At 48.6% G+C, this 25,358-nt stretch carries 23 protein-coding genes and 1 tRNA gene; 10 read left to right on the forward strand and 14 right to left on the reverse strand.

Annotation, left to right across the window (positions count from 1 at the left end; all coding sequences use genetic code 11):
• Positions 1–45: 45 nt before the first annotated feature.
• The 7 genes from fliE to ACBP46_RS04560 all read right to left on the reverse strand — a co-directional run bounded on the left by fliE (position 46) and on the right by ACBP46_RS04560 (position 4,752).
• Positions 46–381, reverse strand: a complete 336-nt coding sequence (gene fliE / locus ACBP46_RS04530) for a flagellar hook-basal body complex protein FliE (RefSeq protein WP_371015556.1) — start codon at positions 379–381, stop codon at positions 46–48.
• Positions 382–508: 127 nt separating this feature from the next.
• The gene (locus ACBP46_RS04535) at positions 509–844 is read right to left on the reverse strand and encodes an EscU/YscU/HrcU family type III secretion system export apparatus switch protein (RefSeq protein ID WP_371015557.1); all 336 of its coding nucleotides are present in this window, start codon (positions 842–844) and stop codon (positions 509–511) included.
• Positions 837–2,039: a flagellar hook-length control protein FliK gene (fliK, locus tag ACBP46_RS04540; RefSeq protein WP_371015558.1), complete on the reverse strand. Its 1,203-nt coding sequence runs from the start codon at positions 2,037–2,039 to the stop codon at positions 837–839. The genes ACBP46_RS04535 and fliK overlap by 8 nt, the downstream gene beginning before the upstream one ends.
• Entirely contained in the window at positions 2,036–2,371 is a 336-nt protein-coding gene (locus ACBP46_RS04545; protein WP_371015559.1) for a flagellar protein FliT, read from the reverse strand. Before ACBP46_RS04545 ends, fliK begins: the two co-directional genes overlap by 4 nt.
• A gap of 28 nt (positions 2,372–2,399) precedes the next feature.
• Positions 2,400–2,813 carry a flagellar export chaperone FliS gene (fliS, locus tag ACBP46_RS04550; protein WP_371015560.1) on the reverse strand — a complete coding sequence of 138 codons (414 nt, stop codon included), beginning with the start codon at positions 2,811–2,813 and terminating at the stop codon, positions 2,400–2,402.
• Positions 2,813–4,207, reverse strand: a complete 1,395-nt coding sequence (gene fliD / locus ACBP46_RS04555; RefSeq protein WP_371015561.1) for a flagellar filament capping protein FliD — start codon at positions 4,205–4,207, stop codon at positions 2,813–2,815. Before fliD ends, fliS begins: the two co-directional genes overlap by 1 nt.
• Before the next feature lie 116 nt (positions 4,208–4,323).
• The gene (locus ACBP46_RS04560) at positions 4,324–4,752 is read right to left on the reverse strand and encodes a flagellar protein FlaG (protein ID WP_371015562.1); all 429 of its coding nucleotides are present in this window, start codon (positions 4,750–4,752) and stop codon (positions 4,324–4,326) included.
• 195 nt (positions 4,753–4,947) lie between these two features.
• Here ACBP46_RS04560 and ACBP46_RS04565 point away from each other — a divergent pair, with 195 nt between their 5' ends.
• Positions 4,948–5,703, forward strand: a complete 756-nt coding sequence (locus tag ACBP46_RS04565; RefSeq protein ID WP_371015563.1) for an RNA polymerase sigma factor FliA — start codon at positions 4,948–4,950, stop codon at positions 5,701–5,703.
• Positions 5,704–5,705: 2 nt separating this feature from the next.
• On the opposite strand, the gene ACBP46_RS04570 is transcribed toward ACBP46_RS04565, so the two are convergent.
• Positions 5,706–6,542 (reverse strand): flagellin N-terminal helical domain-containing protein, encoded by an 837-nt coding sequence (locus ACBP46_RS04570; RefSeq protein ID WP_371015564.1) that lies wholly within the window; start codon positions 6,540–6,542, stop codon positions 5,706–5,708.
• Positions 6,543–6,790: 248 nt separating this feature from the next.
• Between ACBP46_RS04570 and ACBP46_RS04575 the strand changes: the two genes are divergently transcribed.
• The 3 genes from ACBP46_RS04575 to ACBP46_RS04585 all read left to right on the forward strand — a co-directional run bounded on the left by ACBP46_RS04575 (position 6,791) and on the right by ACBP46_RS04585 (position 10,091).
• Positions 6,791–7,765 (forward strand): chemotaxis protein, encoded by a 975-nt coding sequence (locus tag ACBP46_RS04575; RefSeq protein ID WP_371015565.1) that lies wholly within the window; start codon positions 6,791–6,793, stop codon positions 7,763–7,765.
• Positions 7,766–8,006: 241 nt separating this feature from the next.
• A complete protein-coding gene (locus ACBP46_RS04580) occupies positions 8,007–8,711 on the forward strand; it encodes a pirin family protein (protein ID WP_371015566.1) in 705 nt (234 codons plus the stop codon).
• A 471-nt stretch (positions 8,712–9,182) separates the two neighbouring features.
• Positions 9,183–10,091 carry a flagellin N-terminal helical domain-containing protein gene (locus ACBP46_RS04585; RefSeq protein ID WP_371016048.1) on the forward strand — a complete coding sequence of 303 codons (909 nt, stop codon included), beginning with the start codon at positions 9,183–9,185 and terminating at the stop codon, positions 10,089–10,091.
• 902 nt (positions 10,092–10,993) lie between these two features.
• On the opposite strand, the gene ACBP46_RS04590 is transcribed toward ACBP46_RS04585, so the two are convergent.
• The 5 genes from ACBP46_RS04590 to ACBP46_RS04610 form a co-directional block, all read right to left on the reverse strand.
• Positions 10,994–12,541, reverse strand: coding sequence for a flagellin N-terminal helical domain-containing protein (locus tag ACBP46_RS04590; RefSeq protein WP_371015567.1), 1,548 nt, complete (start codon positions 12,539–12,541; stop codon positions 10,994–10,996).
• 192 nt (positions 12,542–12,733) lie between these two features.
• The gene (locus tag ACBP46_RS04595; RefSeq protein ID WP_371015568.1) at positions 12,734–14,002 is read right to left on the reverse strand and encodes a tyrosine-type recombinase/integrase; all 1,269 of its coding nucleotides are present in this window, start codon (positions 14,000–14,002) and stop codon (positions 12,734–12,736) included.
• A 458-nt stretch (positions 14,003–14,460) separates the two neighbouring features.
• Positions 14,461–16,014 carry a methyl-accepting chemotaxis protein gene (locus ACBP46_RS04600; RefSeq protein WP_371015569.1) on the reverse strand — a complete coding sequence of 518 codons (1,554 nt, stop codon included), beginning with the start codon at positions 16,012–16,014 and terminating at the stop codon, positions 14,461–14,463.
• 190 nt (positions 16,015–16,204) lie between these two features.
• The gene (locus tag ACBP46_RS04605; protein ID WP_371015570.1) at positions 16,205–17,869 is read right to left on the reverse strand and encodes a methyl-accepting chemotaxis protein; all 1,665 of its coding nucleotides are present in this window, start codon (positions 17,867–17,869) and stop codon (positions 16,205–16,207) included.
• 232 nt (positions 17,870–18,101) lie between these two features.
• On the reverse strand, positions 18,102–19,760 hold the full coding sequence (locus tag ACBP46_RS04610; protein WP_371015571.1) for a methyl-accepting chemotaxis protein: 1,659 nt from the start codon (positions 19,758–19,760) through the stop codon (positions 18,102–18,104).
• A gap of 226 nt (positions 19,761–19,986) precedes the next feature.
• On the opposite strand from ACBP46_RS04610, the gene ACBP46_RS04615 reads away from it, so the two are divergent.
• From ACBP46_RS04615 to ACBP46_RS04640, 6 genes are all read left to right on the forward strand, one after another.
• On the forward strand, positions 19,987–20,925 hold the full coding sequence (locus ACBP46_RS04615; RefSeq protein WP_371015572.1) for an NUDIX hydrolase: 939 nt from the start codon (positions 19,987–19,989) through the stop codon (positions 20,923–20,925).
• Between the two features lie 137 nt (positions 20,926–21,062).
• Positions 21,063–21,914, forward strand: a complete 852-nt coding sequence (nadC, locus tag ACBP46_RS04620) for a carboxylating nicotinate-nucleotide diphosphorylase (RefSeq protein WP_371015573.1) — start codon at positions 21,063–21,065, stop codon at positions 21,912–21,914.
• A 9-nt stretch (positions 21,915–21,923) separates the two neighbouring features.
• On the forward strand, positions 21,924–22,907 hold the full coding sequence (locus tag ACBP46_RS04625) for a tripartite tricarboxylate transporter substrate binding protein (RefSeq protein ID WP_371015574.1): 984 nt from the start codon (positions 21,924–21,926) through the stop codon (positions 22,905–22,907).
• A gap of 59 nt (positions 22,908–22,966) precedes the next feature.
• A tRNA-Met gene (locus ACBP46_RS04630) sits at positions 22,967–23,043 on the forward strand.
• 530 nt (positions 23,044–23,573) lie between these two features.
• Positions 23,574–24,209 carry a pyridoxamine 5'-phosphate oxidase family protein gene (locus tag ACBP46_RS04635; protein WP_371015575.1) on the forward strand — a complete coding sequence of 212 codons (636 nt, stop codon included), beginning with the start codon at positions 23,574–23,576 and terminating at the stop codon, positions 24,207–24,209.
• A 167-nt stretch (positions 24,210–24,376) separates the two neighbouring features.
• Entirely contained in the window at positions 24,377–24,613 is a 237-nt protein-coding gene (locus ACBP46_RS04640) for a hypothetical protein (RefSeq protein WP_371015576.1), read from the forward strand.
• A gap of 416 nt (positions 24,614–25,029) precedes the next feature.
• Here ACBP46_RS04640 and ACBP46_RS04645 read toward each other — a convergent pair whose 3' ends face one another.
• Positions 25,030–25,236, reverse strand: coding sequence for a hypothetical protein (locus tag ACBP46_RS04645; RefSeq protein ID WP_371015577.1), 207 nt, complete (start codon positions 25,234–25,236; stop codon positions 25,030–25,032).
• Between the last annotated feature and the right edge of the window lie 122 nt (positions 25,237–25,358).

The following is a 25,358-nucleotide window of genomic DNA, read 5'->3' on the forward strand; positions in this document are numbered from 1 at the left end:
TAATCAGATACACAATTAGGCAAAAAAGAGGCAGCGCAATTTTTATTAAACTGGCATGCTCGAGACGGTTTTATAGGCCTCGACCAGACGATTGCGCATTTGTAATGTGGTTTGAAAAGCCAAGCTGGCTTTTTGCGTATCGATCATGACGTCGTTTAACGAGACACCGGTTGTGCCTGACACAAAGGCTTCAGCCTGCATGTTGGCATGATTTTGGGTGGCGGCTAATTTATTTAGACTGCGTTGCAGTTCCACTGCAAAGCTTTGGTTTGAGCCTACAGGTCCAGCGTTAACAGACCGAGTCTGATTGGCGGCCACGTCGGCCACACTGCGCATTTGAGATAACACAGCGTCGATGGCAGAAAGAGAAGATGGGGTCATATCGCTAATTCGTAGAAAATCAGTAACCTAGTTTAAGCATAGGTTTGCTCTACGACATAATGTACAGTCAGATGTGTCTACCTAAGCCGTTTATTAAACGTCAAAAACCAAGGCTTTTTACGCCTTATCATTTTTTAACAGTTGGATTAGGTGTGGTGGAAAGAGATGCAGGGCCAAGTAAATGTTCAAACTCGGGGTCATTCGAGTCCAAAGCATAAAGCCAAGCCAACAATTCTGCAATCACTAGATACAATTCTGGGGGAATATGTTGATCTAAATCTAATTGCATCAGCAAGCCCACCAGTTCACGCGATTCATGCACATACAAATCATGCTCTTGGGCGGTAGCAATAATGGCATCGGCCACGTGACCATAACCTTTGGCGACCACGCGCGGGGCTTGATCGAGCGACGGGTCGTAACGCAACGCGACGGCATGGTTAGGAGGGGTAGGTTTAGTCATACGCGTGTGAATAATCGTCTGGGGTCGCGTATAACGGGTCTTCACGCAACACGTGAAGTTGTTGAATAGCAATGCCCTGGGCTTCGAGCCTATCTACCAAAGGGGCCAAGTGCTGTTTTAGCGTTTCACTGGCATTGGGGGCTTCAATTTGAATGCGCACCGTTTGGTTGTGAATATGCAGCCGTGCTTGAACAGTGCCCAAGGTGGGCAGCTCTAATTTCAAACGGCTTTGCCACGGGGTGTCGTCCTCGTCGTGCAACGTATTAGTAGCCTGCTCGTCCTCGTCCTCACGACGACGCTGGATTTCTAAATCCATGGGTACCCCAGGCCAGGCTTCGCCACGCCAGTTAAAAGTTTGATTGGCGAGCACCTCGAGTTGCTGGCGCACTAATTGTTGCGTGGATGGGTCAATGCCGGATTGTTGCAGGCTGGTTGCCGGTGCGTCTTTGGCTGCTGCTGACATGGTTTGGGATTGACTCGCAGCGCTCAGCGTTTTGGTCTGTGCTTGTGGCTGGTTTTGCAAGCTTTCGGGAGTGATTAAACCTTTTACGAGCTGGGCCAGTTTTGACTCGTAAAACAAGCCACTTTCAGACACCGTTTGTTGTAAGGCGTGTGCCATGGTGTGGCTAACTTGTTGCGCTGCACTGGGTGTGCTTGCCAACGAACTAAGAAGCTGAGCTAATGGGTTCGAGCCAGTCTGCGGGGTATGGGGGGCTAAGGGGCTAGTGGTAGCCAGCCCGCTGCCGGTGGTTGCAGCAGTACCAGCATGCGCAGTGGTTTGGGTGCTCGAAGCCGAAGGATGCAGAAACTGTGCTGAGAGCAAAGGGCGTTGTCCTTGCACGGGTTGATAGGCGTATTGGGTTAATAGCGCCAAAATGGTGCGCGCCGTTTTACCTAAAGTGGTAGGTGCGGATGGTGTAAAGCGATGATCCGTGTATTTTTGAAGTTGGTTTTCCAGCCGCGCATCGCTGCGCCCGTGGAGGCGCGATGTGTTTTGCTGATTGGCTTTGTCTACTGTTTCGCGCGTAGAGCGTGCGGTAGAGGTATCACTGTGGATGAGGCGCTGAATGGACTGCGTATGGCGTAGCGCATCTGGGTGAGCACCGGTTCGGTGCTGGGTGGTTTGGCTAATACCCAGCGCCGAATCCAAGCGCTGCACTAATAAATTGCCCAGCGTCGATGGACCGATGCTCATGCGCTATAGGTGGGCGAACAGTAAGCATTCACCACCGACTGCTGGCGTTTCATGTCGCCCAAAATGTGTCCTAAACGACGTAGCTCAGGTTCCGCCAAAAGCCGAATTTCGGCATCGTCCTCGAGGATTTTAGTTAGCAAATCTCGTCGAGCATGGCGCTCTGCTTGGTTGAGTTCAGTTAAGGCCTTTAGATGCTCTACTGCTTGTATGTATTCTTGGCTAAGAGCAATGACTTGCCCCCATTGCTGTCGACGTGCCTCGTCAAGCATACGATGGCTGAGATCGGCAATGACTTGGTATTGTTGCAGGGTGACAGAGGGTGAGCTGGGCATATAGGTATACCTTTACAAATAAAATCCACTATTTCTTAGTGGCCTCTCGCCATGTTTCCAATAGCGAGGTCAGCATGGACTCAGCGATGTCCAAGCGCGCTTTGTCGCTGTGGAGATTCGCTTGCATTAGGTGATAGAGGATAAGGTCGTAAGCATGTAACAGATGCTCTGCGACCTCGCCGCCTTTTTCTTTGTCGAGCGCCGACTTGAGACCGGTATCAACAATATCGATGGCTTTGGAAATAGCCTGACCGCGTTCGGCGATTTGGTTGTTTTCGAGATGAATTTTGGCCTTGATCACGGCAACCCGAGCGCCATCTAGCAATAGCGTGATCAGTTCCTCGGGGCTAGCACTGAGGACTTGAGTTTCTAAGCCGATATTGGAATACGACTGAGCGGTAGGGCGGCCACCTGGGCCGCGGCGTAAAGCAGAATAAGTCATTACTTGTTATCACTACTGTTCATGTTGCCTAACATAGAAAGCTGCTGGGTCAGGTAGTTGCTGATGCCACTCATTTGGTTCATCATTACATCGAGTTGACTAAATTGGCGACGATAGTTTTCCATTTTGGCATCAATACGTTCGGACGTGGCCTCGTATTGTTTTTCTAGGTCTTTAATTGTTCGGTTTAGCCCGTCGGTGGCGTTTTGGATAAAACCATTGGACTTGATGTATTCGTTGGCGACCTTGTCCACATTTTGGCCTACGCCATTGGCACCGCTTAAAAACTCGGTTACATCGCCTAGGTGATCGCGCACTGCTTCGGTAAGCTTTTCCTCGTCAATTTCTAATTTGCCTGTTTTGTAATCGCTGGTGATACCTAGGTCGGCTAGGCTGTGAATATCGCCCACACCGGACGCGCTGTTTAATGCGCTGCGTACTTGGTTTTCTACACGACGTACTAAAGAGTCACCCGTTAACGCACTGCTGCTTTCGTTTTCCACATCAAACGAGGTTTGTGCTTTGATGGTGTCTAGTAGGCTGTTGTAGGCTTTTACGAAGTCCTTGACGGCATCAATTGCCACGGAGTCATCGCGCGTGATGTCAATTTTGACTGCTTCACCATCTGCTGGCAAGGTCTTCAGGTCTAGCGTGACGCCCTCGACTACGTCTTTAAGGGTATTGCTTTGGCTGGTGATCTGAATGCCGTTAATGGTGGCTTGGGCATTGGTGGCGGCAGTGGTTTCCTGGTAGTTGCTTGTAGAGTCTGCGGCGTCATACGCCAAAATACCATTGAGGTCGTCGTTGCCGGTGACCTTGATTTCCTTAATGCTGGCCTCGGTGCCAGTGTCTTTGGCCGTTAACATTAGGCGATAAGGAGAATCGGAGCCGTCATTGACCAGCGTGGCTTGTACCCCTAGATCGGGATTAGCATTGATGGTTTTCATCAGACCCTCGAGCGAGGTGTCATCGCCCAAATCAATGGTGACAGGGTCTTCGCCGTTGTTGAGTTCAATACTGAGCTGCCCACCTGTGCCAATTTTGTCAGTGCGACTGGCTTGGCCGGCTAGAGCAAGAGACTGTTGCGTGGCTAGTTTAATATCCGTCAGCGTATACGAGCCTGCTACCGCATTTTTTTCAACCTTGACCCCAATTGCCTCGTTGGAGGAAGTGCCTTTTAGGGCACCGTATTTTTCTGTTTTGGTTAACGCCTGAGAGGCTTTTTGGAGGTCGGTCAGTGACCCCTTGATAATGCCATAACCCGATAGGCGCGCCTCGGAAATGACCTGACGCTGCTGGATTAACACCAAAGGTTGATTCTCGCTTTTGCGAATATCACTGAGAAGTTGGTCTAGAGGTAAGCCTGAACCTACCCCTATGGAAGAAATAGCCATGATTTAATGCTCCTGTCCTTCATAGTATGCCTTAATTACGGCTGGATTAAAGGCAATGAGTATGCAGAGAACTGACGGTTGTTTGCGTTTATTCGCTTGCATACTAAGATAATACGTTAGGCTTTGGTGTTAATGCCATTACCTTGAAATTGGGCGATCATTTTGGAAATGTGTAATACCGCCTCGGAGGGCACAGCCCGAATGACCTCGCCAGACTCGTTGTCAACCAATGACACCACCAAACGTTGGGTATCGGGGTCTATGTCGAAACGCACCCCCGTCGTCCATGGTTTTAAGCTGTTGTTCAGCTGCTCTAGGGCTTTGTCTAACGAGCTTTGAGGGGGATCAATAATATCGCCCATGGGTTTGCGCAAAGGCCAAGTTTGTGGCGGTTTGGGGTGTTTTTGCCCTTGGGCTTGAGTTTCGACCTGATTGCTAGCGTTGACGTGTGCATCCACGTTAATGGCTTGTGTTTCCTGTTGACTATCAAGCTGAGCAGCCACAGAAACAGTGGCGGCAAGCTGAGATGCTATGGGGTTTACCATGGTAGGCTCCTGGTCAAATGAGAGCTGGGCCATCGTGCCCAATACACTATTTACTCAGTTAACGGCAGCGTCTAAAAAGAATTTAGCATAGTGAGGCAAGACCTAAGCTAAGCGTGAAACTAGGCGCTGTTTTGCATTATTAAGCCCACGGGTTTCAGGCATAATAGTGTAAGGGATCTTATTTTGCGTTTTTCTATGTTCAAGTCTGAAGAAAATTTAATTGCTCATTATGCGCCAATGGTGCGCCGCCAGGCTTTGCAAATGCTGGCACGGCTGCCCGCTAGCGTAGAGCTAGACGATTTAATGCAGGCTGGCATGATGGGGCTATTAGATGCCGTGCGGCGCTACCAACAAATGGCCGATGCGCAGTTTGAAACCTATGCCATCACACGTATTCGTGGCTCGATGCTAGACGAGCTACGCAGCCAAGACTGGCTGCCGCGTAGCGTACGCTCAAAATCCCGCCAAATTGAAACCGCGGTGGCCCAGTTGCGGCAACGCCTATTAGCCGAACCCACTGATCAAGACATTGCTAACGAGCTAGAACTGTCTTTAGACGAGTATTACGTGCTGCTTGAAGACGCAGCCGGGGTACAAATTTTGTCGTACGAAGACCTAGTGCATCGTGGCGAAGACCGCGATGGCGACGCCTTAGATTTTTTACAGGCAGAAACCGAAACCCACGACAATCCATTACAGCTGTTGATGTCCAAAGAATTGCGCCACGTAATTATCGAGGCGCTGGATTTGCTACCTGAGCGGGAAAAACTGCTCTTTGCCTTGCAGTTCCAAGAGGATCTAAACCAAAAAGAAATTGCAGCGGTTATGGATATCACCGAAGGGCGGGTATCGCAGCTTCGCTCTCAGGCTATTGCCCGTATTCGTAGTCACCTAAAGGCTTCTAGCTGGCAGCAGCGCCCCAACGACATACCTGATCACCATTTGCTTTAATCCTATAAACCGCTTTCACGCAGCAGTTGTAAAATTAGCTGCGGCATTTGGTTGGCTTGCGCCATAATAGACGCTGTAATTTGTTGTTGAATCTGGGCGCGCACCATGTTGGAGACCTCTAAGGCGTAGTCGGTATCCTCAATACGGGAACGCGCTGCGGCCAAATTTAACGAGGTGGTTTGATTTACCCGGATCACAGATTCAAAGCGGTTTTGAATTGCCCCTAAATGACTGCGTAAACCATCAATGCGATTCAAGGCTTCACTCAAAACGGCTAAAGGACTAGCGGTAGGAGGCTGTCCGTTAGGTGGGCTTAGAGTAAAACCCTCCAGCCCCAGCGCCTGCAAATCCATAGCACGCAGCTCAATAGCGATGGTTTGACCATCGTTAGCACCGACTTGAATAAGCATGTCTTGGGCACCAGCGCCCAGTAGATTTATCCCATTGAACTCGGTTTGATCGGCAATGCGTTGAATTTCCTCAAGGCGCTGTTGGATTTCGTTCTGAATATAAAGACGATCGGTTTCTGTATAGGATTCACTTAACGCCTGTACGGTTAGCTCGCGGATACGCTGTACATTGTGGTTGATTTCATTTAGCGCGCCTTCAGCCGTTTGTGCCACTGAAATGCCATCGTTAGCGTTACGAGACGCCTGATTCAAACCACGAATGGTAGCACCCATGCGATTGGCTATGGCAAAGCCTGCCGGGTCGTCCTTGGCGCTGTTGATGCGTTTGCCCGAAGACAAACGCTCTATAGCCAGACCCAGTGCGCTTTGCGATTGCGCAAAGTGCTGCTGTGCCAACAAAGCATAGGGGTTGTGATGAATGGATAGCATGTATTATTTACGGCAGATGCTCTGAATGCTTTAGATTCTGATCCAGAGGCTACTGTGCTAAGAGCTAAACAACTCTGCCCACTGTTTACCCGCTAAAATCAGCCTTGCTTCTAGGGAGCGGTTCAGTTGTGTTAAAAACGTATCAAAGCTGATACATGTGATCATTTGCTGATTAATATCAGACTAAAGCGTTAAATAGTTGTTACAATCTTAAATCAAATATCTAGAGCTAAGGGCTAAAGCTGATTATGGCAACTCCACAAAAAGAAATTGACGAGCGCACGAATTTAACTGGTTCAAACATGTTTGAGCTGTTGTTGTTTCATCTGGGTTCCAACAACCAGACCGAGCAGGCCGAACTTTTCGGCATCAATGTATTTAAAGTCCGTGAAATAGTCATTATCCCCGAGATCACTGCCATTGCGGGGGCACCTGCTTACTCTAAAGGGGTAGTGCGCTTGCGTGATCAAGTCATCCCCGTGTTTGACCTGCCCGCTATTGTGGGCTGCAAGCCCGCCAAAGAGCCCACGCTCATGATCGTTACCGAATACGCCCGCAGCGTTCAAGCCTTTATTGTGGATTCGGTCGAAGACATAGTGCGCTTGGAATGGAGCCAAGTCATCTCTGCCGAAGCCAGCGAAGTCGGTGAAAGCCTAGTCACCAGCATTGCCCACCTTAACGACGAGCGTATGGGCTCTAAACTGGTCCAAGTCCTAGACGTAGAGGAAATCCTACAAAAAATTTCCCCCGTCAAAGCCAAACACAAAGATCAGCTCAAAGTGGTACAAAACCAAACTCAGGTTAGCATCAAACCGGGCACCATTGTGTTGGCGGCCGATGACTCGGGCGTAGCACGTGCACTTATGGCACAAACCCTCACCACCTTGGGCTTGCCATTCGAGATGATGAAATCCGGCCAAGAAGCCTGGAACCGTCTCATAGCACTAGACCAACAAGCCAAAACCGAAGGCAAAACCATTTACGACAAAGTGTGCTTAATGCTGTCAGACTTGGAAATGCCCGAAATGGACGGCTTTACCCTAACACGCAACATCAAAAACGACCCCCGTTTCAACCAACTGCCCGTGGTCATCCATTCCTCCTTATCTGGCTCCACCAACGCAGAGCTCGTGCGCCGCGCTGGGGCAGATGGCTATGTGGTGAAATTCGCTACCGATGAGCTTGCTAAGGCTCTTGCTACGGCTTTACAAAAAGCACCCTAGATTTAAGGGCTCCTTTTTCTGGAAACTGCGGTATTCATGAGTTTACTAGGCAGTGCTCGTTGCACTGCCTTATGCTGCGCTGAATTGCTTGCTCAGGAATATCATCGCCTTCGTTGTGGAGATCGATTGTAGGCTCTATAGGGGATTGTGTCTTTGTTAGCAATACACAGTTCCACCTTTACGCCTTTGCGTCACAGCAATTATTCCCTACACTAAAACAAATACATATCGGGGGAATACGATGATAGAGCTTCGACCATTTAGCTCCTTAGGGGGCGCAAACCACGGCTGGCTAGATGCCAAACACCACTTTTCTTTTGCACAATACCGCGACCCACAGCGCGATCACTGGGGCGCACTGCGCGTTTGGAACGACGACACCATCCAACCTCAGTCTGGTTTTCCACCCCACGCGCACGCCGACATGGAAATCATCACCTATGTACGCGAAGGAGCCATTACTCATACAGACAGTCTGGGTAACAAAGGGCGTACCGAGGCTGGCGACGTACAAGTTATGAGCGCCGGCAGCGGTATTGTGCACTCCGAGTACAACCTCGAAGACACCGTGACGCGACTCTTTCAGATATGGATATTTCCAGACGAAAAAGGCAACCCACCCGCATGGGGTACCAAACCTTTTCCTAAAGACGACCGCTCAGGCCAGTTTGTAGCCCTAGCCAGTGGCTTTGCTCAAGATAAAGACGCACTAACCATACGCACTCAAGCCCGCGTCTTAGGCGCTACTTTAAGTGCCGGACAACACACCACCTATGAGTTTCTCAACCCGAATCACTATGGGTATTTGGTGGCGGCTAAAGGACGTTATGTGGTCAATGGTTTAACGGTAGAGCAGGGGGATGGGGTGGCTATTCATCAAGAAAAGGCACTGCATATTGAAGCGTTGGAGGAGTGTGAGTTGGTGTTAGTGGAAGCTGAAATGTAAAAGCAGACAGCGCGTGTTTATAGCTAATTTATACAAGACCCGCCAAGGCTATGCGCGAAAGCGTATCCTCAAACCGGCGGGTTACTCATTTCTGGGCCAGTGAATCGTCAGTCAACAGATTGTCATCCTCCGGTCACGTGGTATGCGTGTCGAAATTTGCAGCAGCGCTATGCGGTGAAATGCTTCAGGGCCAAGGGTTCGGCTCTGGGGATAAAGAGAGGGGGAATATGAGCTATCGCTTGGTGAGATAGCAACTGAAATTTCCTTTTTTCAACTATATGTACATGGATATACACGTTTTTCTTTGATGATCGTGTATCAAGATTAAGTTTCCATAGGAAAGCTGCGAGATTTGGTATTTTTTCATCTACACTTTTATATACACGCACCCTGACGATGAAGTAAACCATTGCCATGAACGTCTGGCTTATGAGTGAAATACCTGCTTATATTCGCTCTTTTTCATGAAAAATCGACAAGACTGTTTTTAACACTAACGTATTAGCGTTAACCTCACAAAACAACCTTAACAAATCCCAAAGTGCACTAGGCACAGCGATCGAGCGTTTGTCCTCTGGCCTACGCATTAACAGCGCCAAAGACGACGCTGCTGGTCAAGCCATTGCCAACCGCTTTACTGCGAATATTAAAGGCTTGACACAAGCCGCTCGTAACGCGAACGATGGTATTTCTATTGCACAAACCACAGAAGGTGCGTTAAATGAAATCAACAACAACTTACAACGTGTGCGTGAGTTGACAGTTCAGGCCTATAACGGCACTAACTCTGGCGATGATTTAGTTTCTATTAATAACGAAATTGTTGCTCGTGTTCAAGAAATCAACCGTATCTCTAAAGAAACTCAATTTAACGGCGTCAACGTATTGAATACTGCAGATAATGAAATCAATATTCAGGTTGGTGCGAAAGACAGCGAAGTTATTACTATTAAACTTGCGGAAATCAACTCCAAAACTCTTTTCGAGGGTACGGATGGTTTAGCAGATATTACTGATGCCTCTGTCGGGGCCACAGCGAGTGTTGGTATTCTTGATGATAGTTATGCAGAAGCTACAGATGACGATGCTACAGTAGCTGCGGTTGAGGATGGTTTACTAAAAGTAATCGATAAGGCCATTTCCATGGTGGACACTGCTCGAAGCGACCTAGGTGCCATCCAGAACCGCTTTGAGTCTACTGTAACGAATCTGAATAACACTATAACCAACCTCTCCGCTGCCCGCAGCCGCATTGAAGACGCCGACTACGCCGTCGAAGTTTCCAACATGACACGCGCGCAAATCTTGCAACAAGCCGGTACCTCCGTGTTGGCTCAGGCGAACCAAGTACCACAAGGTGTGTTGTCACTCTTGCGTTAATTTTTTACTGGAGAGCGCCACACGGTGCTCTTTGATAAAAAGAAAATTGCCTTTTGAGCTTACCGCCAATAGCAGGATGGCCTAGTTCATAAAGTGATTAAGGGCTGAGTCCGGTACTGCACCGGACTCAGCCTTTTTTCAGTTTAGTGCGTTCATGATTGTGGCGGTTAAGATAACCGTGAATGGCTGCTTTACCTCGCTTCTTGGCTTTTTCCAGCCCCTAGATCATGAGTTAAAACTAAAGGCGTCGATTCATTTTTGCGCCATAATCTCCCTATTGCATAAACCCATCATTGGTAATAAGTACAGCCTTTCTTTCGCCAAGTTAGGCTCCGTCATGTCTGTAGCTCACTTTTAATTAGACTGAATAATTGTAGATTGATGTTGTGGTAAATGAGGCACCATACAACTCTCCTGTCCTCGATGAGAGCGGTATTTTTAATTTTTGTGATAGATTTCAAACTTAATTGCTGCATAAGTCGCTGCATTGCTTATGACCCATCTTGTCGCCAGACTAGCGTGGGGTCGCCGCAACAAAGCGGCAGCCGTATCATCTCTTATGCTGGTGGTGTGCAGTGCATTAATTTTTGACTTTAATGAGACTATTGGATCAGCTAGAGTCTGTTTGGCTGCAGGATAATAAAAGGTACTGCGTGAGAGCTGAGCGATGTTCAGCAGCCATACTTAATGGGCAGATATACCCCAGCTTAATAATTAAACACGTTTTTTTCTCACGCTGATGTGCAACGTGAATCGTTGTTAACTTGGGTTCAGCACTATATTTAATCATTAAAAAAACCCCAAAAAGTCTGGATGAATATCCAACTTCTTGGGGTCTGCTCACAAAGAGAGGGCGGCTTTTGCCTTGCACAAGGACGGTTCCCCGTCCTTTAAGCCAAGTCTTAACGCAAGAGTGACAACACACCTTGTGGTACTTGGTTGGCCTGAGCCAACACGGAGGTACCGGCTTGCTGCAAGATTTGCGCGCGTGTCATGTTGGAGACTTCGACAGCGTAGTCGGCGTCTTCAATACGGCTACGGGCGGCAGACAGGTTGGTGACGGTGTTGCTTAGGTTAGCAATGGTGGACTCGAAGCGGTTTTGAACGGCACCGAGCTCCGAGCGTAGTGCGTCGACCATGGAGAGCGCATCATCTAAGGTCTTCAATGGATCATCAGTTGCCTTCTCGGCAGCAGCGGCAGCCTCGGAAATAATCTTCACATTGCCGGCTTCAGTACGGGAGATGAAGGCAGTTACCTCAGTACCACCCTGGTTGAATGTGATTTTACTGCCATCAGCATTAGCTGTGTAAGTTGCACCACCTAATTTTAGCTCGCTGCCTGATTTTTCGGCACCCTGCAAGTCCAAATCAGCCATCTTAGCAAGACGATTAGCAGAGGTATCGCTCAACGTGAGAGAGCCATCAATCTCGGATCTGTAGATGTCCTTGCTAATGCTTAGCTCTTCGTCATCGCTGTTAGCTCCAGTAAGAGTTAATGTAACCTTTTCGCCATCAATCATTGCGTACGCAGAACCTTGCGCTGAGATTGCTGGGTTAGAACCATCTGCATTTACTCCACGAACAAAAGCTGTATCAACAGTGAACTCAACACCATTTAGCTCAAAGGTATCACCTTTTTCTAGACCAATCGCGGTATCAATATCATTGGTGGCGTTACCAAAGTCACCAATTGAGGCATTAGCAACTGTTTTATTTGTCGTTAAGCTTCCATCAGTCGCATCAACATAGATATTTTCTTGTGTTGTATCACTGCCAACAGTGACAGCCGTTGTGATTTTCCCGCTGTCCAAATCTACACGAACTGCTTCACCAGCATCGGCGCCTGCTACGGTTGCTCCTTCATACTTATCAAAGCCGGTAGCACCTTGCGCGCGCAAATCACCTATAGTAGCTTGACGAGCACCGTCAATGCTGAACTCTTTCAAGCCAAGTGACTGAGCATCAATTTTTTTCAAATTGACGGAAATCGTTTGGTTGTCATTTGCACCAACCTGGATTTTCAGTGCATTATCGCTAGCTAAAACTTTTACGCCGTTAAACTGCGTTTGTTCGGAAACGCGATCAATCTCAGCTAGACGTTGCCCGATTTCGTCCTGAATAGACTTGAGATCGGAGTCAGAGTTAGAACCATTAGCCGCCTGAACACTTAACTCGCGAATACGCTGTAAGTTGTTGTTGATTTCATTCAGCGCGCCTTCTGTGGTCTGTGCAACGGAAATCCCATCGTTGGCGTTACGAGTCGCTTGCGTTAGACCCTTGATGTTGGCAGTAAAACGGTTCGCAATGGCTTGCCCTGCGGCATCGTCTTTGGCGCTGTTAATGCGTAGGCCAGAGGACAAGCGCTCAATGGCTGTACCCAAAGCGTTTTGGGATTTAGAGAGGTTGTTTTGTGAGGTTAACGCTAATACGTTAGTGTTAATAACAGACATGTTGACTCCTTAGAGAATGTCGTGGGTAATTTGTTGAGTTGTTTCTAGTAACGACAGGAGTTAAATAAACTTTAGGCTGTCGTTGAACCTGTTACAAAATGAGTGTGGTAGTCGGAAAAACAGATTGCTGTTGATCTCTGGTTTGAGTTACGGCAACGTCATAGGAAAGTTTAGAGCGCGGCTCAACAAAACTTAGTGTTCTCGTTCTGTCACACGTAACAGCTGCTCTCGCCGTGGGGATAAGGGGCCGAACTCATCGGTAATGCTCTGTATAGTGGTGCCGTGTGCTAATGCGTCCCAAATATCAGCCCAGTCCTGCATCAAAATGCGTCTAGAGCTGACGTATTTGGTGTGGTCGTAAGGGGCTCTGGAGCCATCTCGTTTGCGATGAGCGAGCTGTAAGTCCACCCGATTTTCAGGGTAGCTTAGTAGTCCAAACAGGGTTGTGGCCGTGGATCTAAACCCATGTGCAGAAAAACGCCCCTGAAAACCCAAGGCATTAATGGCATGGTTCAAGGTAGTCGACCCCATCATGCGCTCAGGTTGACGCGCATTGGGAAATAAATAGGGTTGTTGCCCTGTTTTTTGTTGTAATTGTTGTAAAAGCTGAAGGCTTTGTGTGGACAAGGGCACCAAATGCGGGCGGCGCATTTTCATATTTTGCGCAGGAATAGACCAAAGCGCATTTTTAAAATCAATTTGATCCCACGTAGCACGCCGTAGCTCGATAGTGCGCACAAAGGTTAACGCTAGTAAACGTAAAGCCACTCGAGTTAGCTCATGACCTTGCTCCCATTGCGTTAGGGCCCTGTCAAACGCCGCAATCTCTTGCCATGATAATGACGGGTTGTGGCGGGTAGCTGGGGGCTTGATAAAACGGCGTAATAAGGCGGCGGGGTCTTGGTCACACAGACCGTGCTGGGCCCCATAACAAAAAACTTGGCTTAGCCATAACCGCACCGCCAAGGCCGCATGTGGACCACGTTCTGCCACGGCAGAAATCAAAGTGCGTAAATGCGCTACAGAAATAGAGTTAATGGGTAACTGACCAATTACCGGTAATATATCCCGCTGCAAATAAGCAGTAACCTGAGCTTTATAGCTAGAGCTCCAGTCGGAGTTGTTTTGTAACCAGCTTTGAGCTACCCGCGCAAAGGTTTGTTGACTTTGTGCTATTTGCAACAGTAAGCGTGACTTTTTCTGAGCTAAAGGGTGCATGCCCTGTTTAACTAACTGCTGCGCCCAACTGCGTTCCTGGCGCGCATCGTCTAAAGATACCTCGGGAAATTTACCTATGGAATACACATAGGACGTACCACCTAGTCGATAGCGATAGCGCCATAGTTTATTGCCCGCTGGTGTGACATAGAGATAAAGACTCCCCCCATCTCTTAACGTATAAGTGCTAGATCGACTTTTGGCCGCATGCACCTCGCGCAGGCTTAGTAAATGAATAGCCATAACTTGGGAATAGAAAACAGATTGCTAAAAAAACCTAAATCTACATAAAACTATACACAAGAGCCTGCCGTATCACAGTTCGTAGCTTTACTAACTAAACACTGTTATATGCACATTTTAGTTAGTAGAGTATGAGTAGGGTTGAGTTTAAAGCCATGTAGGAGAGCACATCAGAGATACGAAACCCGACGCTGAAATGGTAACTCCCCCACCAGACCGTAGTGCTAAAAAGTGAGCATTCGTCTGGCCTGTACGGTATTTAGTATTAGCCAGAGCTGTTCTTACTACCAGCCAAAGCATGCTCAAAAAATAACGTGATTGCGGATGGGTTAATTCGGTTAACCACGGCGCAGCGTAACGAAGTGAAGCAAGCAGCACTCCTAGCGAACCCACAACTACCACAGCCCCGCTATCTACCTCTAAATCATCCGCCTCAAATCATCCACTTCAAATAATCCCTAAGCCCCCAACGCCGCAATCGCATGATGCATATTTTGGTTTTGCTGCCCGAGGTCACTCACGGTACGATGGAGGGTGGCGACTAGGGTGTGGTTTTGTTGACTCAGGTCTTCTAGGTTTTTTAAAGCGGTTTGCAGCTCATTCAGGCCGTGCTCTTGGTTGAGGTTACTTTGATTGATGGTCTGTATAGTGCGTTGAACGTTTTGGATGGCGTGCAGGATATGCTGCATGCTGTGGCCGGCTTGTTCCGCTTGTTGTACACCTGTTTGGATTTGGTGTTGGTTGTCTTCCAGCAGGCTTTTGATTTCTTGGGCCGCCTGGGTGCTGCGTAGGGCCAAGTTGCGTACTTCGTTGGCGACTACGGCAAAGCCGCGGCCGGCTTCGCCTGCACGGGCGGATTCCACGGCGGCGTTTAATGCCAAAATATTCGTCTGAAACGCAATGCCCTCGATGACCGTGGTGATGTCTGCGATTTGCCGTGATTTCTGATGCAGATCTTGCATGGTGTGCACCACGGCCTGTACGTCTTGGCCGCCTTGGTTCGCGGCCTGTTGGGTAGAGGTCGCTAATGTGCTGGCTTCTTGGGCTTGGTCCACACTGGTGGCAACCAGTTGGCTAAGTGCTAGGCTGCGTTCTTGGGTTTGGTGCAGAGCGCTAAGCTGTTCATTGGTGCGTTGGGCTAGGTGGTCACTGCTTTGATATAGTTCTGCTGCCACGCGGCGCGACGCATGAACGGCGCGCGAGCTATCTGTAATCACACTGCGTAAACTGCCGCGCATGTGCTCTAAAAAGAAATACAGTTGGCGCGATTCAAACACGGTGCGGCGGTAGTCAACGCGGGTGTTTAGGTTGCCAATGGCTATTTGCTGCGCGATGTGAGTGCTTTCTGCTAGGGTGTGTAGCAGTTTCTGGGTGATGTTCCAGCCATACGCCAATAAGGCAATTAATGCCAGACCTAATCCAGCAAGAATGCCGGGTGTGGTGCTGTAGTGGGTGCCTGCGTAATACGCTCCCATAACCAGAGCGCTAAATAAACTAGTAAAGCGCAGCAAATGGGAGCGGTAATTATTCCCAAAAAACAAATGCCGTGCTTGTTTTAGTCGTTCAGCAAGGGGGCGATTTTTTACAACAGTGTCGTGGTTGGGGTTTTCTTTAAAGGGGGCGTAGCGTTGTTCGGCTGCGCGGATTTGTTGTTCTGAGGCGCGCACCCGTATCGATGCAAACCCCGTGTGTTGGCCGTCTTCAATAATGGGAATAATACGTGCATGTACCCAATAAAAGGCTCCGTTTTTACAGCGATTTTTAATAATGCCTTGCCATTGTTGGCCTTTGTTGATGCGTTGCCACATGTCTCTGTACACGCTGGGAGGCATGTGGGGATGACGCACGATGTTGTGTGATTGGCCTACTAGCTCATCTACGCTAAAGCCACTGATTTGTTCAAACAGTGGGTTGACGTAGGTAATACGACCTTTTAAATCGGTTTTAGAAATTAAGTAGTGGTTTTTAGGAACTTCAACTTGCTCTGGGGTAATAGGTGTATTTATGCGCATCGTTCTCTAAAGGTTCGTAATAAGTTGATTACATTGTCTCTCTCTATTGTAACGATACGTAATGTTGGTGGGAGTGCAACTGGACTTTAGTGGCAAGTTACGGCAGGGGCGGTTGATGCGGGTCAAAAAAATCCCTCTTTTGTGATTAAAAGAGGGATTACCTGTATTGCTGCTGGTTAAAAGGGATGTTTTAGCTAGGCTGGGTGCTTGCAGTTAAAAGTGCAGGGTGGCGAGTTGCTTGTGGTTGCGCTGGGCTATGGGTGGCGTTGGTGTTTAAGACGCGGATCGCTTGGTCTAGGTCTTGTGCATGAGCAGACAGTTGATCTACGGTACGGCCTAGCTCGCTGACTAGCTGGTTGTTTTGTTGGGTGACACCGTCCATTTGTTCCATGGCGCGATGAATTTGTTGTAGGCCTGTGGCTTGCTCGGTAGAGGCGCTGGCAATATCGTGAATAATTTGATTGACCTGATCGACTGCATCGACCACATCGTGCATGGTGGTGCCGGCTTGTTCGGCTTGGCGTGCGCCCGATGCCACGTGCTCAACCGATGCATCAATTAGGGTTTTAATTTCACTAGCGGCTTGGGCAGAGCGTTGTGCTAGGCTGCGCACCTCGCCAGCCACTACAGCAAAGCCTCGGCCTGCTTCGCCAGCGCGGGCTGATTCCACAGCAGCGTTAAGCGCTAAAATATTTGTTTGAAAGGCTATGCCATCAATGACGTTAATAATGTCAGCGATTTGTTTTGAGCGTTGGTGTATGTCTTGCATGGCAGCCACCAGTTGGTTGACAACTTGGCCGCCTTGTTGAGCAATGTGCATGCTGCGTTCGGCCAGATGCGAGGCTTCCTGCGCGTTGTCTGCGTTTTGTTGTACGGTGGTGGTTAGTTCTTCCATGCTGGCAGCGGTTTGTTCTAGAAAAACAGCTTGGTCTTGAGTGCGGGTGGCAAGCAGCTCATTGTTTTGATGCAGGTGGTGGGCAACATGCAGCGAGGCCTGAATGCCTTGATGGGTGTCCCCTGCAATGGCGCTAAGCCCTTTGCGCATGATGGATAGAATAAAAAATAGTTTTTGGCTGTGGCCGCTGTGTTGGGTTTCTAAGTGGTCGGTATCCACCATTAAATTGCCCGCGGCAATTTGCTGTGCCACTTGGGATGCTTTAATCAGAGGCGAGGTGGCTTGTTTGGCTAAGCGCCAGCCCAATACGCAAATAATAATACCCAAGACACCTGTTAAGCTCATTAGCCACGTGGCATCCCAGCGTGTGACTAGGTCATTGTCGATAAAGGCCAAATAAAAACAGAATGCCAAGCTAAGTAAGCTTAATAGCACCAAACGAAAAGTGGCTGCCGCCAAGGTGTTTTGGAAAGGGGCGCTTAACTGTTCAAGGTGTTTGCGCCACCCTGTGCGCACTAACTGGCCTTGGCGCAGCGTATAGCCATGTAGAGCCTTTTGGTTGAGCTTGTCGTAAGCGGCGCTGGTTTCCTGTACTTGCTGTTCGGTAGGCCGCACGCGTACCGAGGAATAACCTGTGATGTGGTCGTTTTCTATAATGGGGCACACCAGTGCCTGAACCCAATAAAAACCGCCGTCTTTGCGGCGGTTTTTGACCAAGCCCAGCCAGGGTTTGCCATCTTTTAGCGTCTGCCATAAGTCGGCAAACGCCTCGGGTGGCATGTCGGGGTGGCGTACTACATTGTGGGCTTTGCCTATTAGTTCGTCCTGATCAAAGCCGCTGATCTCTATAAAGGCTGGGTTGGCGTAGGTGATGCGACCTTTTAAGTCGGTTTTGGAGATTAGGTACTGGTCGGGTTGGACTTTTATTTCGGTATTATTGATTGGAAAATTTTTTCGCATTATGAACCCCCACAACACATTTTTAATAATCTTTGGTTATATTTACGTCTAGGCGTACTGACAGGTAAAAGGTTACAAGCTGAGGTTACCAATATATCACTAGAGGGTTCTGTTTATTACTGTTTGTGTTTAATGGTAGCGAAAAATGCGAAAATGAATGAATTGGTTACATGTTGGGTGGGGTTAACTGTTGCCCAAGGGTGAAGACGTGGCAGGGCAACAGGTGGTTTATTTAGTGGGGTAGAGCGGCTACTGAACGGGTGGGCAGGGCTTTGGCTTTTTCTATATCGACCAAGCGTGGTGAGTGCCCTGTGTTAAGCACCCGTATGGCTTGGTCTAGTATTTCAGCTTGAAATGCCAGTTCGCCTACGGTGGTACCTAGGTTGTTGACCAAGGCCGAGTTTTGTTGGGTGAAGTCATCGATTTGGGATACCGCAACATGAATTTGGTGTAGGCCAGTGGCCTGTTCCTCGGAAGCCACCGAGATTTCACCGATGATGTCATTGACTTGTTGTACCGCATTGACAATGTCTTGCATGGTGTTGCCTGCGTGTTCAGCTTGTTGGGCACCGGTATCCATGCATGAAACAGACTCCTCGATTAAGACTTTGATTTCACCCGCAGCTTGGGACGAGCGCTGTGCTAAGCTGCGTACCTCGCCCGCCACCACGGCAAAACCACGACCTGCTTCGCCTGCGCGAGCTGACTCCACCGCGGCGTTTAAGGCCAAGATATTGGTCTGAAACGCAATGCCTTCGATCAGTTCCACAATATCGGCGATTTTCTTTGAGCTAAGATGAATAAGCTGCATGGTATCCACCAACTGCTGCACAGCCGAGCCCCCTTGTTGAGCGATACCCATGCTTTGTTGCGCAAGTTGCGTGGCTTGACGGGCGTTTTCTGCGTTTTGTTGCACCGTGATGGTGAGCTCTTCCATGCTGGCTGCGGTTTGTTGTAAGGAGTCGGCCTGATTTTGGGTGCGAGTAGAAAGCAAGGTGTTGTTGCTGTTAATTTCGCGAGCAACGTCTTGGGAGGCTTGGATGCCCGTGTGGGTGTCAGTCGCTATTGCTGTTAGCCCTTTGCGCATTAAGTCTAGGCAGAAATAGAGTTTACCGGTTTCATGGTGGCCCTCGTGGTTAGCGGTATCGATGTCAAGCAAGAGGTTGCCAGCGGCAATTTGTTGAGCCATGAGGGCAGCGTTTTCTACGGGTTTGGTCATGCCTTTGGCGATTTTAAAGCCGTAGGCGTACACCACGGCAAGCAGTGCTGCTAGCCCACCCAATGCCCAAGGTATATGTTCGCTAGGGATGCCACCGGTGAATGCAAAATACGCCATGGTCAGGGTTGCGGCAGCATTGAGACTGACCATGCGCAGCATGCTAAAAGAAAACGTGCGTTTAAAAGGTAGTTTGACCCACGACATCACCCGACGCCAGCCTGTAGGCACCACATTGCCCTCGTGCAGCGTGTAGCCATGTAAGGTGCTGTTATTTATTTTTTCGTATAAGGCTTCGGCTGCTTTGATTTGCTCGTCGGTGGGGCGCACCCGTACCGATGCATACCCAGTGACGTTATCACTTTCTATAATGGGGCAGACTAAAGCATGCACCCAATAAAAGCCCCCGTCTTTGCGACGGTTTTTGACTATACCTGTCCATGGTTTGCCTGCCTGGAGCGTATCCCACATGTCTTTAAACACAGAAGGGGGGATGTGGGGATGACGTACTATGTTATGTGCTTTTCCCAAAAGCTCTTCGCGCTCGAAGCCGCTAATTTCTACAAAAGCCGGGTTCGCATAGGTGATGCGCCCTTTTAGGTCGGTTTTAGAGATCAAATATTGATCGTGGCGAAGCGTATGCTCAATCGTAGTAATAGGGAAATTTTTTCTCATGCTGCTCTTGGGGCTAAGGTCAAAGTAGGTGGAAGGTCTGTGATCAAATTATGCCATTTGTAGCAAAGGTTAGCTAATCTTAACAATAGTAACAGCGCTTGTGGTGTTTTTATCTATTCGGTTGGTTGAATTGTAAAATAAATGCAATGGGCGTCTTATGATTTTGCGCAAACGATATGCACGCCGCGTATATAATGCCAAGGCTATATTTTATTAAGTGAGTTGTATGACAATGCATGACGCCATGTTATCGGCAGAGTTAGTTGCGGTGTTGGTCGCGGTAACCGGAGAGCAGCCGCGTGTGTTAACCACCCATTGCGCACGTGCTTTGCCTGCAGGTCCGTTGCAGCATTCGCACCGGTCGTTACAAAATGGCTTGCGCCAATGGGTAGAGGAGCAAACCCACCACAAGTTGGGTTATGTGGAACAGCTCTATACCTTTGCCGACAAAGGGCGTTTTTACGCCTCGGGCGAGCGCGTGATTTCTGTTAGTTATTTAGCACTCACTATCGAGGATGTGGCTGCCCAGGAAAGCGGGGTGGGCTGGCAGGACTGGTACCGTTATTTTCCTTGGGAGGATTGGCGCGATGGGATGCCTACTAGCTTAGATGCGGTGATCTTACCTGCATTGCGTGCGTGGGCTGCTTCTGATCCCGAGCTTGAGACCACACGTTGGCAACGTCTGGTGTATGCGTTTGGTCTAGACGGTTTTATGTGGAGCGAGGACATGGTGCTGCAGCGCTACGAGCTGCTGTACGAGGCTGGTTTGGTGCCCGAGGCAACGCGTGAGCCACTCAGCGACGAGTTGGACGCCGCTGATCCGGTCTATGGTTTAGCCATGCGCTATGATCACCGTCGTATTTTAGCGACGGGTATGGCTCGTTTGCGCGCCAAAATTAAATACCGTCCGGTTATGTTCGAGCTGATGCCCGAGTCCTTTACCTTGCTGCAATTACAAAAAACCGTCGAAGCCATTGCAGGGCGGGCGCTACATAAGCAAAATTTTCGTCGTCTGGTCGAGCAACAAAATCTAGTCGAAGAGACTGGGTTATCAACGGTTGGCACGGCGGGACGCCCAGCTAAACTGTTTCACTTTAAAAAAGATGTGATTGCCGAGCGTGCCATTGCAGGCACGACTTTACCTTTAGCTCGTCAAGCCCGTTAAGACCTATTACAAAAATATATCTTATATAAGACTGCTAAATGCTTTATACTCAAAATAAGTATAAATAAAGGCGCGTGTTTCTTCGCTCTTTTATTTGCCTAATTAATACTCCATTTGAGCATAAAGGATCCAGCGCCGTGCAACAGTTCGCTTTACCCACACTTATTTTGCAGCCATTAGTGGAACAAACCTTACGTGAAGATTTAGGTCGAGCCGGTGATTTAACCAGTGCTGCCATTATTCCAGAGGACGTGACGACAGAACTGTTCATGGTGGCGCGGGAAGCTGGGGTTGTAGCAGGTTTAGAGTTGGCTCGATTGGCCTTTCAGGCATTGGATGCCGATGCGTACTTTGAGGTGCTGCAAGCCGACGGTACTGCAGTACAAGCAGGCACACGCTTGGCTCGTATCCGAGGTAAAGCACATGCTTTATTAAGCGCAGAGCGTACCGCCTTGAATTTTGTGTGTCACCTAAGTGGTATAGCCACCGCCACCGCGGACTTGGTGGCACGTGTACAGCCCCATGCATGCCGTATTACCTGCACACGCAAAACCACCCCCTTATTACGCGCCGTAGAAAAATACGCCGTGCGTTTAGGCGGTGGTATGAATCACCGCTTTGGTTTGGATGATGCAGTGCTAATTAAAGATAACCACGTCGCAATTGCAGGCAGTTTAAGCACAGCCGTAGAGCGAGCGCGAGCCGGAGTGGGGCAGTTGGTAAAAATTCAAGTTGAGGTCGATACCCTAACGCAACTAGACGAAGCGTTAGCGTTGGGTGTGGATCTGGTGTTGCTGGACAACATGGATCTGGCTACCTTGCGTGAAGCGGTACAGCGTTGCCAAGGTAAAGCTTTGACGGAAGCTAGCGGTGGCATCACCCCTGACACTATTGCCGCGGTAGCAGCCACTGGGGTGAACACCATTGCCGTAGGTTGGATTACACACAGTGCCCCCATTTTAGATGTGGGTCTTGATGTGGTGCCTTAGGAGGCCATCATGAAAAAACGCGTTATTTATTGGGTATCCCTGCTTTTTCTGACAGGTTTAATCGTGCTGGCCTCGGTAAGCCAAGCTCTGCACACCAAAACCACTGATGCTTTCCCGCAGCGGCCCGTGACCATCGTTGTGACCTTTCCCCCCGGAGGAGGCACCGACTTACTCGCACGACGCCTTGGTGCAGAGCTGGAGCAATACTGGCAACGCCCAGTGATAGTAGAAAACCGTCCCGGTGCCAGCGGCGTAGTAGGCGCTCGTCATGTGGTAGATAACGCCACCGACGGCCATATGCTGCTGATGGTAAACAGCTCATATGCTATTAACCCTAGTGTGTTTAACGAGTTGGGCTTTGATCCCATACAAGATTTAACCGGCATCATGAACGTAGCCTGGGTACCGTCGGTATGGGTTACGGCCCCAACCAGCTCGGTCACTGTAGATCAGCTGGGTGCGATCGACAGTAAACAGCTTAGCTACGCATCGTGCGGCAACGGCACCCCGCAGCACTTAGCTGGCGAGCTATTCCAACAAAAAACCAAAACCAAACTATTGCACGTGGCGTATCGTGGATGCGGTCCCGCATTAACCGATGTGATGTCCGGCCAAGTCGACACCGCCATCGTCACAGTATCCAGCGCAATGGGACTGATCGAAGCCGGTCAGTTGCGCCCCTTGGCCGTGACCTCTGAGCAGCGCAGCCCCGTGTTGCCCAACGTGCCCAGCCTTCAAGAAAGCAAAGGCTTTGCGTTTGACATCAACCAATGGCACGGACTGTTAGCATCTAGCCACACCCCGGCCGAGGAGTTAGAGCAATTACACGCCGCACTGGATCAGGTTATGCAAAATAAAAATATCCAAGACAATTTAAAAACTTTGGGTTATACTTCGTCTCGTACTTCAGCACGGGAATTTAATCAGATCATAGCCACGGACTTACAGCGCTTTCAGCAGCTTATCCAAGACGCCCAGATCCATATCAATTAAATTCAAAATTAGTAAAAAAACTTGCACTAATTTTAAAACCGCGCTATATTACAGGTCTTGGCTCATTAGCTCAGCAGGTTAGAGCGACGGAATCATAATCCGCAGGTCCCCTGTTCGAATCAGGGATGAGCCACCAAGAATACTTAAAAGCCCCTCGTTGAAAAACGCGGGGCTTTTTTCATTGTGCGTAAGACAAAGCCACCTTAACGGGTGGCTTTTTTTGTTTTCTTGCTCTGCATTTTATCGGGTTGGACCCACCTTATCGTCCCGACGGCTTCTGACATAGTGCTCAGTCATGGTGACGGAAGTGTGGCCGAGTTGTCGCTGAGCTTGTCGAGTGTCACATACTAAAACGTCTTGTCAGGAAAGGGCATGTCATGGAAATCAAATGGCATGTCAGGGGGTATGTGTACGGCACGGGTGCCGTCCTCTTTGTGACTTTGTGAGTACGATCTGTAACTACAAGGGATCCGTGGCGTATATCGCCGAATAGGCAGTGTTAGTCTGGGCGCTCGAATCAAAACATTCAGCTGTCACAGTAGGGGTTTAGAATATGAGATGCCATGATAGGATTTTTGTGCAATAGGTACATAATGGTATTTTTAACTATTACTAGCTATTGACGGCTTAGGGTTAATTTTGTGTGTGACAACTTTGGTAAGGAGTATGACGTTGACTGAAATAGGTGTGGCTCATCAAATAACAGATGCTAAGACGCTTGAGGCTATTTATGGCTTGCCCTCTAAATCCTCAATTAAAAAAGAGGTCAACTACATACACCCGTATTACAAAGCGCTGGTGGAGGTGTCACCATTTGCTGTGCTAGCTACTAACGGTCCTGACGGGCTGGATGCATCTCCTAGAGGTGACCAAGCAGGGTTTGTGCACGTTTATGATGATAAAACGCTATTGCTTCCAGACCGCCGCGGCAATAACCGCATTGATAGTCTGCGCAATATTATTCATGACCCTAGAGTGGCGCTAATTTTTTTGATACCTGGCGTAGGTGAAACATTACGAGTAAATGGTAAGGCTAAAATAACTACCGATCCAGGGTTAATGCAGCGGTTTGTTGTTAACGGCAAAGCCCCTTTGTCGGTGTTGACTATCAAAGTAGAACGTGTTTTTTTTCAGTGCTCTAGGGCGGTCGTCAGGTCTCAACTCTGGGATAGTGATCTGCACATTGACCGAAGCTCATTACCAAGCACGGGGGCTATATTAGAGGCACTAAGCCATGCGGAAATAGATGGTGCAGCGTACGATGCAGACTTACCTGAACGAGTAATGAGAACTCTTTACTGACAGGGCTTCCCATTCCCTCTGAGGATGCCTGATAGTTATGCCGAGCAGATCCGGTTTACTTGTGAAAAGACTTTGTGATGCATGGTGTTTACGGGGGCGGTTTGAAATCGGTTCGTAGATGGTGGTGTCGTATTAGTCATTACGTTAATTGTTCATAGGAGGTTGATATGTCTGTCTTTTTAGCTAATTTGGCAGATCGAGTGTTCTCAAAGTTGACTCCTAGCTTAAACCGAAAAGAACAAGAATGTGGGGCACTTCTTTATCATGAAAACGGTTCTGTATCCCTTAATTTAGAAAATAAAGATGTACAAAAAAGAATTACTCAACAATTAGAGGTTCTGTCTCAGTTCAAAATCAAAAGCCACGATGATCAAACTCAGAGCTTAGGTGAAAAGGATCGTTAAAGGTGTGGCGTGCTGCTTATACTCTGCTATTAGCAACCCCAAGAGTGGTATAGGAAAAGCGTATCCTGAACCTTGATCGTGCCGACTCGATCGGCGTTTTCTTCGAAACCGCACGCCGCGCACTAGGTCAAAATGCCCAATCAAGAATAAAAACAACATCAACCGACTGTTAAATCTATAGCTATTTCTTGCATAGTGCAGGGCAAGGCGGTTTTTTATTGGGCAACACTTTGAGCGCTGAAAAAAATGTAGACGTTTAGCACCCATGTAAAGCCCTCAAACGATTTGGCGTGAGTGCCATCAGAAAGACTCAAACTGAATCGAAACGAGCTAGGGCTCAGAGGTGTTTGAGCTGTTTTTTTGGTGTGCTGTAAGAAAGGATAGCTAGTTGGATAAACCCGTTAAGTGTAATTACTTTATTTGGTTTCGCGTTTCTTTGAAAATACGGCTTCTTGTTTTAATTCTGCAACTGAGATTTCTACAATTTTCCCATTTTTCTTTATGACGATACCGGTGTTGGTTTTGATGGCGTCTTCACGAGCTAGATTTGCGGTGCGTCTAAACGCATCAAAAGTCTGAAAGATGAAGGAGTCTTTTGATTGTTTTAGTACAGTCGCTCTCATTGGTATTCTTTCCAGTCCGGTAATAACGGCGTGTGTTCCGCGTTATCATATAGGGTGTATGTCTCATAGTAGCTTAACCAATGAAGGTACTTTATAGGGTACTTCGCCATAACAACCTAAAG

Source organism: Paenalcaligenes hominis, from assembly GCF_041359055.1.
Lineage (GTDB): Bacteria > Pseudomonadota > Gammaproteobacteria > Burkholderiales > Burkholderiaceae_B > Paenalcaligenes > Paenalcaligenes hominis_A.

What these genes read in the sequence shown, in the direction of transcription:
- ACBP46_RS04605 (WP_371015570.1), bottom strand. Translation starts at nt 17,869, where the DNA reads ATGCGAAAAAATTTTCCAATCAATAATACCGAAATAAAAGTCCAACCC.
- ACBP46_RS04535 (WP_371015557.1), bottom strand. Translation starts at nt 844, where the DNA reads ATGACTAAACCTACCCCTCCTAACCATGCCGTCGCGTTGCGTTACGAC.
- fliE (WP_371015556.1), bottom strand. Translation starts at nt 381, where the DNA reads ATGACCCCATCTTCTCTTTCTGCCATCGACGCTGTGTTATCTCAAATG.
- ACBP46_RS04575 (WP_371015565.1), top strand. Translation starts at nt 6,791, where the DNA reads ATGGCAACTCCACAAAAAGAAATTGACGAGCGCACGAATTTAACTGGT.
- ACBP46_RS04570 (WP_371015564.1), bottom strand. Translation starts at nt 6,542, where the DNA reads ATGCTATCCATTCATCACAACCCCTATGCTTTGTTGGCACAGCAGCAC.
- ACBP46_RS04615 (WP_371015572.1), top strand. Translation starts at nt 19,987, where the DNA reads ATGACAATGCATGACGCCATGTTATCGGCAGAGTTAGTTGCGGTGTTG.
- ACBP46_RS04565 (WP_371015563.1), top strand. Translation starts at nt 4,948, where the DNA reads ATGTTCAAGTCTGAAGAAAATTTAATTGCTCATTATGCGCCAATGGTG.
- ACBP46_RS04625 (WP_371015574.1), top strand. Translation starts at nt 21,924, where the DNA reads ATGAAAAAACGCGTTATTTATTGGGTATCCCTGCTTTTTCTGACAGGT.
- ACBP46_RS04590 (WP_371015567.1), bottom strand. Translation starts at nt 12,541, where the DNA reads ATGTCTGTTATTAACACTAACGTATTAGCGTTAACCTCACAAAACAAC.
- ACBP46_RS04595 (WP_371015568.1), bottom strand. Translation starts at nt 14,002, where the DNA reads ATGGCTATTCATTTACTAAGCCTGCGCGAGGTGCATGCGGCCAAAAGT.
- fliK (WP_371015558.1), bottom strand. Translation starts at nt 2,039, where the DNA reads ATGAGCATCGGTCCATCGACGCTGGGCAATTTATTAGTGCAGCGCTTG.
- ACBP46_RS04610 (WP_371015571.1), bottom strand. Translation starts at nt 19,760, where the DNA reads ATGAGAAAAAATTTCCCTATTACTACGATTGAGCATACGCTTCGCCAC.
- fliS (WP_371015560.1), bottom strand. Translation starts at nt 2,813, where the DNA reads ATGACTTATTCTGCTTTACGCCGCGGCCCAGGTGGCCGCCCTACCGCT.
- fliD (WP_371015561.1), bottom strand. Translation starts at nt 4,207, where the DNA reads ATGGCTATTTCTTCCATAGGGGTAGGTTCAGGCTTACCTCTAGACCAA.
- ACBP46_RS04545 (WP_371015559.1), bottom strand. Translation starts at nt 2,371, where the DNA reads ATGCCCAGCTCACCCTCTGTCACCCTGCAACAATACCAAGTCATTGCC.
- ACBP46_RS04635 (WP_371015575.1), top strand. Translation starts at nt 23,574, where the DNA reads ATGACGTTGACTGAAATAGGTGTGGCTCATCAAATAACAGATGCTAAG.
- ACBP46_RS04600 (WP_371015569.1), bottom strand. Translation starts at nt 16,014, where the DNA reads ATGCGCATAAATACACCTATTACCCCAGAGCAAGTTGAAGTTCCTAAA.
- ACBP46_RS04560 (WP_371015562.1), bottom strand. Translation starts at nt 4,752, where the DNA reads ATGGTAAACCCCATAGCATCTCAGCTTGCCGCCACTGTTTCTGTGGCT.
- ACBP46_RS04645 (WP_371015577.1), bottom strand. Translation starts at nt 25,236, where the DNA reads ATGAGAGCGACTGTACTAAAACAATCAAAAGACTCCTTCATCTTTCAG.
- ACBP46_RS04640 (WP_371015576.1), top strand. Translation starts at nt 24,377, where the DNA reads ATGTCTGTCTTTTTAGCTAATTTGGCAGATCGAGTGTTCTCAAAGTTG.
- ACBP46_RS04580 (WP_371015566.1), top strand. Translation starts at nt 8,007, where the DNA reads ATGATAGAGCTTCGACCATTTAGCTCCTTAGGGGGCGCAAACCACGGC.